The organism is Aeromicrobium sp., from assembly GCF_036675695.1.
Taxonomy (GTDB): domain Bacteria; phylum Actinomycetota; class Actinomycetes; order Propionibacteriales; family Nocardioidaceae; genus Aeromicrobium.
This window is the reverse complement of record NZ_JAKFEL010000267.1, coordinates 1-14,773: the sequence shown is the minus strand read 5'-3', so window position 1 is coordinate 14,773 and position 14,773 is coordinate 1. Positions and strand designations below refer to the sequence as shown.

15 protein-coding genes and 2 pseudogenes are annotated in these 14,773 nt (G+C 63.8%); 9 read left to right on the top strand and 8 right to left on the bottom strand.

Annotated features, from left to right (window positions below):
* The 3 genes and pseudogenes from V6M39_RS17945 to V6M39_RS17935 form a co-directional block, all read left to right on the top strand.
* Nucleotides 1-351, top strand: a pseudogene (locus V6M39_RS17945) (type I glutamate--ammonia ligase); the annotation flags it as partial.
* A 135-nt stretch (nt 352-486) separates the two neighbouring features.
* Nucleotides 487-1,404 carry a DUF2510 domain-containing protein gene (locus V6M39_RS17940; RefSeq protein ID WP_332645188.1) on the top strand — a complete coding sequence of 306 codons (918 nt, stop codon included), beginning with the start codon at nt 487-489 and terminating at the stop codon, nt 1,402-1,404.
* A gap of 36 nt (nt 1,405-1,440) precedes the next feature.
* Complete coding sequence (locus V6M39_RS17935; protein WP_332645187.1) at nt 1,441-1,773, top strand: hypothetical protein; 333 nt, start codon at nt 1,441-1,443, stop codon at nt 1,771-1,773.
* Here the strand turns inward: V6M39_RS17935 and V6M39_RS17930 are convergent.
* A complete protein-coding gene (locus tag V6M39_RS17930) occupies nt 1,770-2,756 on the bottom strand; it encodes an NAD-dependent epimerase/dehydratase family protein (RefSeq protein ID WP_332645186.1) in 987 nt (328 codons plus the stop codon). The genes V6M39_RS17935 and V6M39_RS17930 overlap by 4 nt on opposite strands.
* A 177-nt stretch (nt 2,757-2,933) precedes the next feature.
* Between V6M39_RS17930 and V6M39_RS17925 the strand changes: the two genes are divergently transcribed.
* Both V6M39_RS17925 and V6M39_RS17920 read left to right on the top strand, forming a co-directional pair.
* Nucleotides 2,934-4,439, top strand: coding sequence for an acetyl-CoA hydrolase/transferase family protein (locus V6M39_RS17925; protein WP_332645185.1), 1,506 nt, complete (start codon nt 2,934-2,936; stop codon nt 4,437-4,439).
* Nucleotides 4,439-5,299 (top strand): potassium channel family protein, encoded by an 861-nt coding sequence (locus tag V6M39_RS17920; protein WP_332645184.1) that lies wholly within the window; start codon nt 4,439-4,441, stop codon nt 5,297-5,299. Before V6M39_RS17925 ends, V6M39_RS17920 begins: the two co-directional genes overlap by 1 nt.
* A gap of 23 nt (nt 5,300-5,322) precedes the next feature.
* On the opposite strand, the gene V6M39_RS17915 is transcribed toward V6M39_RS17920, so the two are convergent.
* Nucleotides 5,323-6,168 carry a universal stress protein gene (locus V6M39_RS17915; protein WP_332645183.1) on the bottom strand — a complete coding sequence of 282 codons (846 nt, stop codon included), beginning with the start codon at nt 6,166-6,168 and terminating at the stop codon, nt 5,323-5,325.
* Nucleotides 6,169-6,346: 178 nt separating this feature from the next.
* On the opposite strand from V6M39_RS17915, the gene V6M39_RS17910 reads away from it, so the two are divergent.
* Nucleotides 6,347-6,817, top strand: a complete 471-nt coding sequence (locus V6M39_RS17910) for a universal stress protein (RefSeq protein WP_332645182.1) — start codon at nt 6,347-6,349, stop codon at nt 6,815-6,817.
* A 323-nt stretch (nt 6,818-7,140) separates the two neighbouring features.
* Here V6M39_RS17910 and V6M39_RS17905 read toward each other — a convergent pair whose 3' ends face one another.
* The 5 genes and pseudogenes from V6M39_RS17905 to V6M39_RS17885 all read right to left on the bottom strand — a co-directional run.
* Nucleotides 7,141-8,055, bottom strand: a complete 915-nt coding sequence (locus V6M39_RS17905) for a universal stress protein (RefSeq protein ID WP_332645181.1) — start codon at nt 8,053-8,055, stop codon at nt 7,141-7,143.
* Nucleotides 8,056-8,150: 95 nt separating this feature from the next.
* Complete coding sequence (adhP, locus tag V6M39_RS17900; protein ID WP_332645180.1) at nt 8,151-9,161, bottom strand: alcohol dehydrogenase AdhP; 1,011 nt, start codon at nt 9,159-9,161, stop codon at nt 8,151-8,153.
* An 88-nt stretch (nt 9,162-9,249) separates the two neighbouring features.
* On the bottom strand, nt 9,250-9,846 hold the full coding sequence (locus V6M39_RS17895) for a GNAT family N-acetyltransferase (protein WP_332645179.1): 597 nt from the start codon (nt 9,844-9,846) through the stop codon (nt 9,250-9,252).
* Nucleotides 9,843-10,358 (bottom strand): hypothetical protein, encoded by a 516-nt coding sequence (locus tag V6M39_RS17890; RefSeq protein WP_332645178.1) that lies wholly within the window; start codon nt 10,356-10,358, stop codon nt 9,843-9,845. Before V6M39_RS17890 ends, V6M39_RS17895 begins: the two co-directional genes overlap by 4 nt.
* Before the next feature lie 238 nt (nt 10,359-10,596).
* Nucleotides 10,597-11,214: pseudogene (locus tag V6M39_RS17885) on the bottom strand (SDR family NAD(P)-dependent oxidoreductase); the annotation flags it as partial.
* 191 nt (nt 11,215-11,405) lie between these two features.
* On the opposite strand from V6M39_RS17885, the gene V6M39_RS17880 reads away from it, so the two are divergent.
* Both V6M39_RS17880 and V6M39_RS17875 read left to right on the top strand, forming a co-directional pair.
* Nucleotides 11,406-12,074, top strand: a complete 669-nt coding sequence (locus tag V6M39_RS17880) for a hypothetical protein (RefSeq protein ID WP_332645176.1) — start codon at nt 11,406-11,408, stop codon at nt 12,072-12,074.
* Between the two features lie 89 nt (nt 12,075-12,163).
* The gene (locus V6M39_RS17875) at nt 12,164-12,799 is read left to right on the top strand and encodes a GNAT family N-acetyltransferase (RefSeq protein ID WP_332645175.1); all 636 of its coding nucleotides are present in this window, start codon (nt 12,164-12,166) and stop codon (nt 12,797-12,799) included.
* Here the strand turns inward: V6M39_RS17875 and V6M39_RS17870 are convergent, their stop codons facing one another.
* On the bottom strand, nt 12,800-13,720 hold the full coding sequence (locus V6M39_RS17870; RefSeq protein ID WP_332645174.1) for an NAD-dependent epimerase/dehydratase family protein: 921 nt from the start codon (nt 13,718-13,720) through the stop codon (nt 12,800-12,802).
* 124 nt (nt 13,721-13,844) lie between these two features.
* Between V6M39_RS17870 and V6M39_RS17865 the strand changes: the two genes are divergently transcribed.
* Entirely contained in the window at nt 13,845-14,567 is a 723-nt protein-coding gene (locus V6M39_RS17865; RefSeq protein ID WP_332645173.1) for a TetR/AcrR family transcriptional regulator, read from the top strand.
* The last annotated feature ends 206 nt before the right edge of the window (nt 14,568-14,773 follow it).

Genomic DNA, 14,773 nt, shown 5'->3' with positions numbered 1-14,773 from the left:
AAGCGCATCGAGTTCCGTTGCCCCGACCCGTCGGCCAACCCGTACCTCGCCTTCTCGGCGCTGCTGCTGGCCGGACTCGACGGCATCAAGAACAAGATCGAGCCGCCGGCTCCGATCGACAAGAACATCTACGAGCTGCCGCCGGAAGAGTACGAAGCGATCGACATGGTCCCCACGTCGCTCAACTCGGTGCTCGACAACCTCGAGCAGGATCACGAGTTCTTGACTGCTGGTGACGTGTTCACGCCCGACCTGATCGAGACGTGGATCGACTACAAGCGGAACGAAGAGATCCTCCCGATCCAGCTTCGCCCGCACCCGCACGAGTTCGAGCTCTACTACGACATCTGAGCCGATGACATGACAGAACGCCCCAGACTGAAACGTCTGGGGCGTTCTGCATTGACCCATAGCCCTCATGAGCCATTTGCCGGCCGATGGGCTCGTTCGGCGATATTCGAACCGCGCGCGTGACACGCTCGCCGAATGAGCGATGGATCCAGCGCAGACGCCGGTTGGTATCCCGACGCACAGGGTGAAATGCGCTACTGGGACGGCCACGCATGGACCGCTCACACCGCGAGCAACTACATCCATGCGCAGAAGCCAGTCGATCAGGTCGTGCCTGCATCCACCGGTCTGGGAATCGGAGAGGTCGTCACCAAACCCTGGACGAAACGGTGGCAGGTCTGGTTGGTCGTCGCGTGCGTGACCTTCCTTGGGATCGGAGCAATCGGGAATGCAACGACTCCGGATTCCGACTCCGATGCCCAGCCCAAGCCGACAGAAACCGTTGAGCCCGCGCAAGCCTCAGAGCAGCCAGCGACGGAGCCGACCAGCACACCGGTCGTGCTGTTGTTCATGACGGACCAAAAGGATGGCGACTCGTGGGTGGCGTCGGACGGCAAGGAGTATCGCCTCGGACTCGTGAACACGCCTGAAGCCAACGAGAAGTGCGGCAAAGAGGCCGCCGCGTTCACCCGGAAGTTCATCGCATCTGGTTTCGAAGCCGATGTGTATGCGACCGACACATACGGGCGATCGGTTGCTGAGGTGTTCAACAAGGAGGGCAAGTCCCTCAATGTGGCACTGGCAAAGAGTGGCCTTGGCGATGATCGGTACCTTGACGAGTTTCGACACGAGAACCCTGAGCTTGCGCTTGAGCTCGATTCCGCTTTCCTCGATTCTTCCGTGCACGACTGCAAGACAACGGCGGCTCCAGTCCCGCTGGTGGAGAAGCCAGCGAAGACAACGGCTCCCAAGAGCGACTGCATGGCCGGCTACTCACCATGCCTTCCCATTCGCGCGGATATGAACTGCCCCGAGATAGGCCACCCAGTCACCGTGACCGGAAGTGACCCATACCGGCTGGATCGCGACGGCGACGGAACCGGCTGCGACTGACTCGTGGCGTGCTGCTTTCGGGGCTAGCCTTGGGTGATGGGACGGCGTAGGACACCCCAGGAGAAGAAGCGGCTGAGCCTCAAGAAGGATCGCCGCAATGTCTTTGGCGAGAACGACAAGGCCTCACGCAAGAGCATCCCGCGGGCCAAGTCGAAGGTGAACCGAGCCAATCGGCGAGCGGAATCCGTTGCGCTCCACGGAGCGATCGGTCCGCCCGACGACGCAGTCGATGAGGCCGTCGAGCAGAAAGTGCTGGGCAAGAAGCGCAAGGTGTGGCGCAAGTGGCCTGATCAACGACTGGGCAACTACCTAGCCAGCAGGGCCGGCGAAGACGTACCTGACGACGAGTCAAACCGACACTGGCACTAGGCCCGGTCCAGGAACCATCTTGCGCCGGCACGGATGGAGTCCTCGACGGGCGTCGGTTCCCAGCCAAGCTCACGCGTGGCTTTGCTGTGATCCAGCGGCGTCTGGATGTGCATCAGGCGCACGCTCGTAGAGGTCACCACCGAGTCCCTACGGAACAGCCGCGAGATGCCTCCGCCCACGACCCCGATGACCTTCATCGCCGGGAGCGGGATGGCGATCTTCGGTGGCCTGGACTTGCCCTCGTCGGATGCAATGTCGAACAGGTCCTTGATGGGCAGGAAACGCTCGGAGATGATGTAGCGCTCGCCGATCCGGCCGCGCTCGGCAGCAAGAAGGAAGGCCGTCGCGGCGTCCTCGATGCCGACAACCTCCATCGAGACGCCCTTCACGTACGCAGGCACCTTGCCGCGAGCGGCAGCCTTCACCAGCTTGCCGTGCGGAGTCGGGCCGTGGTCCCGCGGACCGTACGTCGTCGAGACGTTGAGCACGACGGCCGGCAGTCCCTGCTCCTGGTGATAGCGGAGCACGAGATCCTCTGCCTGCGTCCGAGACTCGACGTACGCGCCACCGAGATGCCGCCAGTTGTGCGGCATCGATTCGTCGACCAGCCCGGAGTCTGCGATGGCGAGTGCGCCGACAGTGCTGCAGAAGACGAATTTCGGCACGCCGACCTCGACCGCTACGTCCAGCACCTTGCGCAGGCCTTCGACGTTGGTGGCGAACAGAGGTGATGGATCCCGAAGCCACGCACGGGCGTCGACAATGCAGTAGAAGACGGTGTCGACGCCGATCATCGCCGTACGCATCGCTTCGACGTCGTCCAGGTCGCCGTGATGTCGCTCGACCTCGAGGTCGTCGATCCCCCGCGTCGAGCTGGACTGGCGGATCCATACCCGGACCTCGTCGCCGCGTTCGACGAGCTGACGGGTCACGTGCGAGCCCAGGAAGCCGCTGGCACCCATCACCAGTTTTGTACCGCTCACCAATTCACTCCTTCTGCAGACAACGACGATTGTGGCGTACGGGGAGCGTCAGGCAGGACTTCGGTCCGGTGACGACGGGACCTTCGTGGCTGCCATCGCCTGAGGATATGCGCCATGCTGAGCTGACCCATCGACTGAGATCCGACGAAAGAGGTACGCCATGGAACGGACGACCCCTTGACCCGCATCTCCTGCCCAGATCTGGCCGCCAAGGTCGTTTCGGCCGAGGCCGCAGCCGCTCTGATCAATCCGGGCGACCATGTCGGATTCAGTGGTTTCACCGGCGCCGGCTACCCAAAGGTCATTCCCGGCGCCCTTGCCGCACGGATGAAGCGGGCTCATGATCACGGCGAAGACTTCCAGATCGGTTTGTGGACCGGCGCGTCAACGGCCCCGGACGCAGACGGCTCACTGGCCGCTGTGAACGGCATCTCTTCCCGCCTGCCCTACAACTCCGATCCGACCCTGAGGAAGCTCATCAACTCGGGGGAAGTGGAGTACATCGACGAACACCTCAGTCACTCTGCTCAACACATGTGGTTTGGCTTCTACGGCAGGCTCAATGTCGCCGTCGTCGAAGTGACCGCGATCCTGCCCGGCGGCGTACTTGTGCCAAGCAGCTCGGTCGGGAACAACAAGACTTGGCTCGACCGCGCTGATCGCGTCATTCTCGAGGTCAACCACTGGCAGCCCCGCGATCTCGAAGGCTTCCACGACATCTACAACGGGACCGCCGTGCCACCGCACCGCAACCCGATTCAGCTCACGGAGCCGATGCAACGTATCGGTGAGCCGTACCTGAGAGTCGACAAGCGCAAGGTCGTGGCCGTCGTCGAGACGAACCACCCCGACCGCAACTCTCCGTTCAAGCTTCCCGACGAAACCTCGGAGGCGATCGCTGGCCATGTCCTGGACTTCCTGCGTCACGAGGTGAAGGCCGGGCGCATGCCGGCGTCTCTGCTGCCATTGCAGTCCGGGGTGGGGAACGTGTCCAACGCGGTGCTGGCGGGCCTCGACGGCAGCGAGTTCACCGACCTCGTCGCCTTCACCGAGGTGATCCAGGATGGCATGCTCGACCTGCTCGACAGCGGCACGATCCGCGCCGCTTCGGCGACGTCATTGGGCCTGTCGGATCTCGGAGCAAAGCGGTTCATGACCAACATCGAGGCATACAAGGGACGGATACTTCTGCGCAGCGAAGGGATTTCCAATCACCCCGAACTGGTCCGTCGGCTAGGGGTCATCGCCATGAACGGGATGATCGAGGCGGACATCTACGGCAACGTCAACTCGACACATGTCATGGGCAGTTCCGTCATGAACGGCATCGGCGGGAGCGGGGACTTTGCCCGGAACGCATTCCTCAACTTCTTCCTCTCGCCGTCAACGGCCAAGAGCGGGGCAATCTCAACGATTGTGCCGATGGTGAGCCACGTCGACCACACCGAGCACGACGTGCATGTCGTCGTAACCGAACGGGGTCTGGCCGATCTGCGGGGCAAGTCACCACGGGCTCGTGCCGAGCAGGTGATCTCGAAATGCGCGCACCCGCGGTTCAAGGACGCCCTCTCGAGCTACACCCGCCGGGCTTGGCATGCGCATCCTCATGGCCGCCACACGCCCCACCTCCTGGGTGAGGCGCTCAGCTGGCACCAGCGATACCTCGACACTGGACGTATGTGATGACTGACTGGTTGGTCACGGCCGGCGGTGGCGTCGTTGTTCTGGCCGTTCTGGTCGACATCTTCCACACCCTTGCCAACCCCGGCAGGCAGGGCAGGCTGAGTCGGCTGGTGCACACCGCAGCTTGGCGTCTGACCCGGCGAAGCGCCTGGTCGGGGCCGCTGGCGATGCTGGCGGTCATCGGCATGTGGGGAATCTCCGCGGTCCTTGGTTGGGCGCTCGTCTACTGGCCACACATGCCAGAAGGTTTCTCGTTCCCGGCAGGGTCGTCCGCGGCAGAGGACCCGGCATTTCTGGATGCGCTGTACGTGTCACTGGTGACAATCTCGACGCTCGGCTTCGGCGACGTGTTCCCGGCGACCGGCTGGCTCCGGGTGGCAAACCCGCTGGAAGCCATCTTCGGGTTCGCTCTGCTCACCGTGGCGGTCTCATGGGTCCTACAGGTCTATCCAGCTCTCTCGCGGAGGAGGGCGCTAGCCCTGCGACTGAGCATCCTGGAACGTGCGGGCACACGTGAGGTCCTGCCCGATCTCGAGCCTGCTGTCGCCTCGACACTGCTGCACGGGCTCGCCGCAGACATCGTCGGTGCGCGCATCGACCTCGGCGACTACGCCGAGACGTACTACTTCCGTGAGAATCGCCGGGAAACGGCGCTCCCGGCGACGCTCGGCGTTGCCCACGAGCTCGGGACAGTGGCGACCCAGTCGTCTCACCCGGATATCCAGCTCGCGGGTCGGGTCCTGCTGATCTCGGTCGCCGATCTGCTGGCGGTTGTCGAAGCCAGATTCCTGCGCAACCCTCAAGCATCACCGAACTTGATGGATGCGTACCTCGTTGACCACCGGCACCACGAAGGTTGATCTGCGGCCGAGGCGGAGATTCGTCAGGCGACGTGATAGTCAGCCGGGACGACTGCCACCGGGCAATGGGCGTGTTTGATGACTCCAGCCGCCAGAGGACGCGCGATCGTGAACGGCAGGGTGTGACCATGGGGGCGTCCGACCACGACGAGCTCGGAGTACTCGGTCGCGCGTCGACAGGCCTCTTCGACGTCGTCGATCGGGAAGTTCTGCAGCACGCGAACGTCTGGATATGCGTGAGACCACCCAGCGAGCACCACGCCGATGTTGGCGCGGATGGATTCGCAATCGGTCGGACTGGTGCCTGGCTCGATGGCATGGAGGACGTGGAGAACATGACCGTTTGCGCGAGCCTGTTCGAATGCGAATTGGAGCGGGCCACTCGCGGGTGTCTCACCGTCGAGGGCAATCACTACGCCGCCACTCAGAGGTGTGGGGTACGCACGTTCAGGTACGACGATCACCGGGCACGATGCGTGAAGTGCGACGTGTGATGCAACAGCACCACCGAACAACCGATCGGGCCACCGGATGTCGTCAGCACCGACGACCACGACGCTCGCCTCACGCGACTGAGCCTCCAGCGCCGCGATCGGCGGAGCGGTGGTGAGCTCGTACGCAACGCGAACCGGTGTGACTTCCTGCTCGATGAAGTGTCTGGCGTGATCGAGCACCTTCTGTCCGGCTTCACGGAGGTCGTCGACGAACTCGGCGGTCACGTGCCCGGCAGCAAGTTCGATCGGTACACCGGCTGAGTGCACGACTCGCACTTCAACCGCCCGCCGATGCGCCTCACGCAGGGCGAAACGAAGAGCTGTGGGCTGTTTGTCACCCACACCCACGACAACGGGCTTGCTGTTGGATTCCATGACTCCTCCTTGGCTGTTCTGTGCTCTCAGCATTCGCCGGACACGCTCCTGCACCAATGGGCTCCTGACCTCCGTTCGGAGGACCAAGGTCCCCGCTAACAGTGGCGCTCGACCCTCGATCGGCTGCCCTTGTGAGTGGACGCTGGAGGTCAACGACGCCAACCACCGGGAGAAGACCATGCTCGAAATGCCGATCGTCGTCGGGATCGACGGCGGACCTGCATCCATTGCGGCGCTCCAGGTCGCGCTGAAGGAGGCCGAGCTTCGCCGTACCGGGGTACTTGCAATCACGTGCTGGCCCGCCGATGGACGCCGCGATGACTCCAGCCCTTTGCCCTGCGAGAACCGTGAGCAAGCCACCGAGATCCTTGAGCATGTCATCGCCGAAGCGACCCACCATGACAAGGATCATGCGCCGATCGTTCGCGAAGTGAGCCAAGGCCCCGCCGGACCGACATTGGTGGCGGCAACCCGCAACGCGGAACTCCTTGTAGTCGGCTCAACCGAACGCGGCGCCCGCACACGCCAAACGGTCGAGCACTGCCTGCGAAACTCCGTTGTTCCCGTACTGGTCGTGCCGTGGACAGTTGCGGCGCTCGACGAGCAGGACATCGAGCTGGACTTGAGTCAGGCATCAATCGCCCGATGACGACGAAACACCGGAGGGCGCGCCACGACCGGCGCCCCAGCGCTCGTCTTCCACTGACAAGACCGGCTCTTTCAAGCCCTGCTGACTGAGGACCTTGGTCACTTCCGCAGCTTTCCGGAATCGTCGATATTGGTCATGGAACGTGGAGCATCGCACCGGCTCACAGGACAAGCGGCCTGACCAGCCGTTGACCGGGAGGGACGTCACGCACGGCCCAGTCGAATCTGCTTCCGTCCACTTGATCGCCCCGCGGATCGACCCCCGAGTTCGCGGGGCGGTCGCTGTCCACCGGGATGGGGAGGCGCTCACCAGACGAGGGCGTCTCAACTCTCGTGTGCGACCGGAACGACGACTACGGCGCAACGGGTCGTTCGCAGAAGCGAGGCAGCTACGCGCTTGCTGAACAGCGGAGCTCGATGGGGTTGGTTGGGGTGGCCCACGACGATCAGTCGAGCGCGTCGCGCCTCGCCTGCAAGCACGTCGCTCGGATCGCCGGAGATCAGTTGTGCTCGGATCGCCACACGTGGAAAGGCTGTGCGCGAGCGGGCGACAATCCCTTGCAGGCGCTCTTCACATCCGGTTCGCCGATCTGTATCCATGTCCGGCGAGACGACGGCAATCACACGCACGCGGGCCCCGGTACGGTCGGCGACCTCCAACGCGAAATTCAGCGCTTCATCGACAACGTTGTCGATGTCCAGCGCGACAACGGCTTCCTCCAGGGACGGGGTGCGCATGTCCGGCGGTACGACCACCACCGGACACGCGCTGTGCAGAGCTGAGCGCCGCGCTACATCGGGGCGGGCGAGTGGCTCGAGTCGGCGTAGATCGTCAGCGCCAAGCACCACCATTGCTGCGTCCTGACTCTCGGTCTCGATCGCGAAAACCGTGGGTTCGTACCGCATCGTGTACTCCACCTCTATGGACGGGTAGGCGACGAGCGTGTCCCGAGCGGCATCCAGAATGCGCGCCGCAGCCTTGTACAAGATGGTCCCGGCTTCACGGCTCGCGAAGAGTTCGACCGTGCTCATCTGGAATGACTGGGTGTGCATGACGCGCAGCGGCGCATCGAACATCTGCGCCAATTCAGCTGCGAAGCTCAACAGGTTCGGTTGGTCTCCGGAAATCGCGACCACCACAGGCCGCCGCTCGTCGATGACAGGCGTCGTGGCACACGCATGGATGTCGAATGCCTCCCCACGATCCTGGTCCACAGACGGTTCAGGTGCGGGCTTCATGACAACTCCTGAGTGGATCAATAGCGGATCGCTGATGCTGAAGGGCCGGGGCATCGCTGCGGTGTTGCGCCTTCTGGAGATCCCGATCTATCTGTTCAGAACTCGAAGACGAGCCGGGCCGGGATGTCTCCTGACAGCAGCTCGGAGACGGCCTGGTTGACCTGCTCGAGCTTGCGACCCTCGGCGATGACTCGCGTACGGCCGCGCGCATGGATCTCGAACACCTCAGCAAGGTCCTGCCGCGTGCCGACGATCGACCCAATGATCTCAATGCCCTTCAGCACTGTGTCGAAGATCGGGATGCTCAAGGTCCCTTCCGCTGGAAGAGCCACGCAGACGAGACGCCCACCCCTGCTCAGGGAGGAAAAAGCCTGCTCGAATGACCTGGGTGAGACGGCGTATGCGAGCGCGACGTCCGCTCCGCCCAAGTCTTGAATGGCGACGACCGGGTCAACCTTCGCGGCGTTCACGACATGATCGGCTCCGAGCGCAGTTGCCAGTTCAAGCTTGTCGTCATCGATGTCAACAGCGATGACCGTCGCGCCGACCAGGCGCGCGTACTGAACCGCGAGGTGGCCGAGGCCGCCTACACCGAACACGGCCACTGTCTCTCCGGGCTGCACGTGTGCGACCTTGACCGACTTGTATGACGTCACGCCTGCACAACTCAGCGGCGCGGCATCGAACGGTTCGACGCCGGCAGGCACTGTCACCGCGTACCGGGCGTCGACGACGGCATACTCGGCAAAGGCGCCGTCAACCGAGTAGCCGCTGTTCTGCTGGCTCTCACACAGCGTCTCGCGACCATCGACGCAGTAGCGGCAGTGGCCACATGCGTACCCGAGCCATGGAATTGCGACTCGGTCACCGAGCTTGTGCGCCGTGACGCGCTCCCCCAGTTTCTCAACGATGCCGATCCCTTCGTGTCCGGGGACGAACGGAGGTGTGGGCTTGACCGGCCAGTCGCCGTGCGCGGCGTGAATGTCCGTGTGGCACAGCCCGGACGCTTCGATGCGCACGAGCACCTGGTCTGCGGACGGCTCAGGGATTGGACGGTCCTGGATCTCGAGTGGCTGACCAAACTGGGTGACGACGGCGGCTTTCATGATGACTCCTGCGTGGACGATGGATGACTTCCAACGTGTCGTGGTTGTCACCTGAGTTGCAGGGCCGGTTCGCCTTGAACTGAAGGACTTACGTCCCGTGTTTCGCGTGGGCCAGGGCGCGCGCTCGCCTACTTGCGATCGCGGTGCGTGCGGATGAGTCGAGGTCGGTGCTCATCCGCAGTTCGACATCACCATGATCTGGGTGGCGTTCGACCTTGAAGCCGGCGTCTGCGAAGACCTCAAGCATGGGGTGGTTCACCGCCAGTACGTCGGCTACAAACCATGCGACACCCTGTGCCCGTGCGTCCTCCGCGGCGCGCTCGAGCAGGAGGGTTGCAACGCCGAGCCCATGCGCATCGTCAGCGACCATGAAGGCGATCTCACTAGTGGACTCGTCGCAGCGCTCCACATCGGCGATGCCGATGACCCGCCCGCGTTTGAGGGTCAGATATGTGCGCGTATCGGTCGCTGGGTCGAAGAGGTGATCGAGGTGGTGCACCACAACGCCGTTGCCGAGCGTGAAGAATCGCGTGTAGAGGTTTTCCTCGCTGCACGACTCGAAGAGTGCCGTCACGGCTGAACGGTCCGAGGGCCGGAGCTTCCTGATCTCAGCAAGGCTCCCATCGGCGAGGACGACGTGACTGGTCCGATCGGTGGTGCCACCCCGAGCTGGTCGACGACTCATCGTGGCATCGCCACGCGTGTCCCGAGCTTCCGCCCCCAAGCGGTGGCGCGCTCGAGCTCGCCATCGAGAAGTGGTCCGCTGATGTCTTCGACGTAGAAGCTCTCAGGAGATGCGTACGACTCGAAACCATGCTTGTGCCCGGCCTTGGCGGCGCTCCTGGCCGCTGATCCGGGCAAGTGCCGCACCTTGGCAACACGGGTGTCGAACGTGACGAGTGCGGACGCATGCTGCTCGCGCGGAATGCCGTCGATCCACTCCCGCAAGCCAAAGTCGACCATTCCCTCGGACGCACCCTTGGAGATTGCGTCGGTCCTGGTCTGTGTCCGGCTCATCGAGAAGGCATGCGTCGGGCCTCCGGCCACGATCAGGCCGATGTCCTCCGCCGGGACGGTTGGCGCGTCCTGGACTGCGCAGAGGTTGACGTCCATCGTTTCGCGTAGGCCAGAGGCAATCGCCTCGGCGACGTGCGCGGTGTTGCCGAACATGGATTCATAGACGACAAGTGCCTTCATGACGTGCCTTCTCTCGCGGGAACGGTTGCTGTACGCCCAGTTGACCACCGTGCGAGGGCGCTCAGAACCGGCAAAGGTCGGTTACGTACGGGACCAACGGCCCGGCGATTCAGGCCGGGTTGTCCCACGAGTTCGGCAACGGTTGAAGGGACAGACGAGCAACGATCGTTCAGCAGGCTGTGCCGCGGTCGACCGAGAGCACGGCTCCCGTCACCGAGGCCGCGGCGTCCGAAGCCAGGTAGGCGATCGCGTCGGCGACATCGGTCGGCGGCATGAACCCGTACCGGGCACCGGCCGTCTCCATCAGGAGATCCCAGTCGAGCTGAGAGTCGGCGTGCTCGGCGGCGGCGTTTGTCGGCAGGTCAGTCTGTATGCCGCCAGGGCAGATCGTGTTTACCCGGATGCCGTCAGCGGCGAGCTCAAGTGCGAGTGACTTCATCAACAGGATCACGCCAGCCTTGGAGGCGCAGTAGGCCGCTTGGTAGGGCTGGGCGCGTAGGCCAGCGATCGAGGCGATCGTGACGATATTGCCCTTGCTCTCGCGAAGGTGAGGCAAAGCAGCGTGGCTCGTCAGCATTGGACCGGTCAGGTTTACGCCGAGATGGCGCTGCCAGGTGGCGACGTCCAAGTCCTCGAACCTACGGAACTGGTCGATGCCAGCGACGTTGACCACGATGTCGAGCCCGCCCAACCGATCGACCGCTGAGGCAACTGCGGCGCGAACCGAAGCCTCGTCACTGACATCGCAGGCCAGCACGTCACCGGTTGCGTTCAGGTCGACGCCCACAACGGACGCACCCTCCCCCGCCAGCAGCTCCACCGTCGCGGCACCGACACCACCGGCGGCCCCGGTCACCAGCGCCCGCTTGCCCTCGAAACGTCCCGCCACAGTTCTCCCCTTCGTGTTCCCCGACGACGCAACCTAGCAGCCAATAAGCCGGGTGACCGCGAGGATTCGTTGAATGACGACACAGAGGCCAACCGACACGTACTCTTGACCTATTGAGACCAACCGTCGTCGTTAGCTCCCATTCGGAGGTCTTGCGCATGGATGCCGCACAAAGCCAGGAATCGGCTACGCGCGCCCTGATCGCGTCTGCCAAAGAACTCGACCCAGACAGTCCTGAGTTCTACGACGCCTGCCAGGCCCTCATCAAGCATTCCGCAGGGCGTCGTTTGCAAGGTGTCGGCGCCCTCCGCAGCGAGGTCGTCGAAACCTCGCCAGTTCCTGACGCACAGAGCGAGACCTCAGAGCCATATCAGCGACCCACGCCGGCCTCCAACCACGAGGCTGACACCGCAGCACTCCGGGAAGCCCGGCGCCGCGAAGGTGAAGCCAGAGCGGACGTCCAGACGCTCCAAACGGAACTCCATACAGTTCGAGCGCAGGTCCAATCGCTCCAATCGGAACTTCAGGCCGTTCAGACGGAGCTCGAGACCCGTCAGGCGGAGCTCGTCAACGTCAAGGCGCGGTACAACGAGACCCTGACGGCACTCGAGGCCGCGTCGGAACGAGCCAGCCATTCGCGTATTGAGTTTGGGAACGCCATGTCGGCGATCGCGGAACGCGACGCGGCCATCAACGAGATGCGCCAGCTCATGGCCGACCAGGATCGGGAGATCAACGAATTGCAACGGCTTCTGATCCAAGCCGAGGAGGCTCGTATCTCCGACGCTTCCGCGATCCTCGACTCGCTCGACAAATACCGCGGCTGACGATCCACACCTCAGGCAGCCTGACGAGCGATACAGAATTGCAACCTAACTGGACCTCGAAACGGCCCGATCGCCGCAAGACTTGACCCATGCCCGATGCTGCCGCGCTCACCGAGCGATGGATCGCTGCGTGGGCACACGTTCGTGACATCGAGGTGACCGAGCTTGACGGGTGGCCGCTCGTGCACACCCGGTCACGTACGCGCGAGAGCGAGTTGATCTGCAGCGATCCCGGCCCCGAGGCGTTCAGCTCCTTGATGCGGCACATCGACGGCGATCCGCGCGCCATGCTCACGGTCATCGCCAAGGACGTCTCGCCGTACGAGGAGCTCACCCTTCCGCCGGGCGTTCGTGTCGACAGGGACGACGAGACTTTGATGACGCTCACCCTTGCGCCGACGCCAACATCCCACGATGCCGAATTCACGGCACGCTGGGACCTTCAGGGCAGCTGCGTCGTCCTTCGCCTGGAGACCGGCAACACGGTCGCGTCTGAAGGCACCGTCGGCGTGCTCGGCGACATCGCTGTGTTCGACGCGGTTGAGACGTCACCGGGCTTTCAGCGTCGTGGGTTGGGATCGTGCGTGATGTCGATGCTCACGTCGTACGCGCTCGACCACGGCGCAAGAAACGGCATCCTGGCCGCGACGGCTCAGGGAAGGGCGATGTACGAGTCGCTCGGGTGGGACGTTGCGCTCGAGATGCGCTCGCTCATGGGCACCTGATCACACGACGGCACTGCGGCGACATACCTCGTCCCACGGCGTCGGCTCCATGCCGAAATGCGTACGCGCGGCGGAGTCGTCGACGATGTATGGAGCGGTCCATTGGTATGACAGCTGCTTGAGCTCGCGCACGATCGGCACGAACCACGAAGCGGCTGCGAACACCGCGCGCGGCGTCGGCGAGACCTTGACTGCTGGCCTGCCGACGCTCGCAAGCACCTGCGTGATGGCCTCCTCCTGGGTAACAGGACGGTTGGTCGGAACCAACCAGATGCGACCGAGCGCCGACTCATCCTCTGCGGCGGCGATCAGGAGGCGCGCGGTGTCGAGCACATCGGTGAACGAGTGCGGCTGGTCCTTGCGACCAATGACCCAAGCACGCTTGCCCTTGAGCGCTCCCGGGATCTGTCGAGTGACATGTCCGTTGTCGCCGACGCCAAGGCCGACGTAGTCGGAGCCGCGGACCTCGACCGCACGAATGCGTCCCTGATCGTGCAGCGCCGTCGCGTCCGCCCACATCTTGGCGCGGAGCTTGCCTTTGTAGTCGGTGGCGGCGTCCGGCAATCCCTCGTGCATCGGCCCTTCTACGGGTCCGTACGGGTAGAGATTGCCGGTGATCGCCAGCACTGCGCCCGTACGCTCTGCTGCGCCCAGGAACGCGGCGGCAAGCGGGGGCCAGAATTCCTTCCAGGTCGTGTAGTCGGCGGGGTTGGCGCAGTTGTAGATGACCGAGCATCCCTCAGCCGCTGCGGTGAGAGCATCGACGTCCGATGCGTCGACGGTGACATGAGCGACACCGGTGATGCCGGTGTCTGTGCCCGAGCGGGTCGCGACAGTGACGTCCGATCCTCGCGCCGCAAGCAGTTGAGCAACGTGTCGGCCGACTGGTCCGGCTCCGACCACGAGATGACGATCCGTCATGATTTCCCCTTCAGATTTATGGAGAGCACCGCTCTCGCTCTCAGCATTGCATGGCCGGACCTGATTTGCAAGAGCACCGCTCTCGTTTGTTGCAAGTGCTCTCGCGATAGGTCAGGATGAGACGATGGAGCAGAAGGCAAAGACGGCTCGCCAACGTGCCCGCGAGGAAATCACCGAGGAGATCCTCGCTGCAGCACGCGCGCGACTCACCAGCCAAGGTCCCGGCGAGCTGTCGCTGCGTGCGGTCGCACGAGATGTCGGAATGGTCTCGTCAGCGGTCTACCGCTACTTCGCGAGTCGCGACGAGCTCCTCACTGCACTGCTGATCGAGGGCTACGACAGCCTTGGAGCGTCCGTTGAGGAGGCCGATCGCTCGGTCACCGACCGTGCGGACATCTCCGGGCGCTGGAGCGTCGCGTGCCGAGCCATCCGATCCTGGTCGATCGATCACCCTGGCGACTACGCCCTACTGTATGGCTCGCCCGTCCCTGGGTATGCCGCACCGCAGGACACCATTGGGCCGGCCACGCGGGTCATCAGCGTGCTGATCGCGACCGTGATCGACGCACACCGTACGGGTGCCGCACGGATCCCCAGCGCTCCCCCGGCCGCGCCTCACGGGATGGAATCGACAGTTGCCGCGGCCATGGATTTCGTGAAGTCGCGCGATGAGAGCGCGCTTCTCTCGGATGCCGAGATCGCGATGCGCACCATCATGGCCTGGACGACGATCTTCGGGACGATCTCGTTCGAGCTGTTCGGGCACCTGGTCGGCTCGGTGAGCGACTACGACGCATACTTCGACCAGATGATTGCCCGCGTCGGACACGACCTCGGGATCCTGTGACGCTTACAACGGGGTGAGCAATGCCTCACCCTCAGGATGCGGCCAATCCAATGCCCAGCCGGTTCAATGGACACGTACATCGAACTGAGGACCCGCATGCCCCGCATCACTCGCAAGACCTTCGTCGCAGCACCGGCTGAGACCGTATGGAAGCTCGCCGGCGACTTCGCCGAATGGCACCCCAAGCTCCGCATCTATGCCGACGG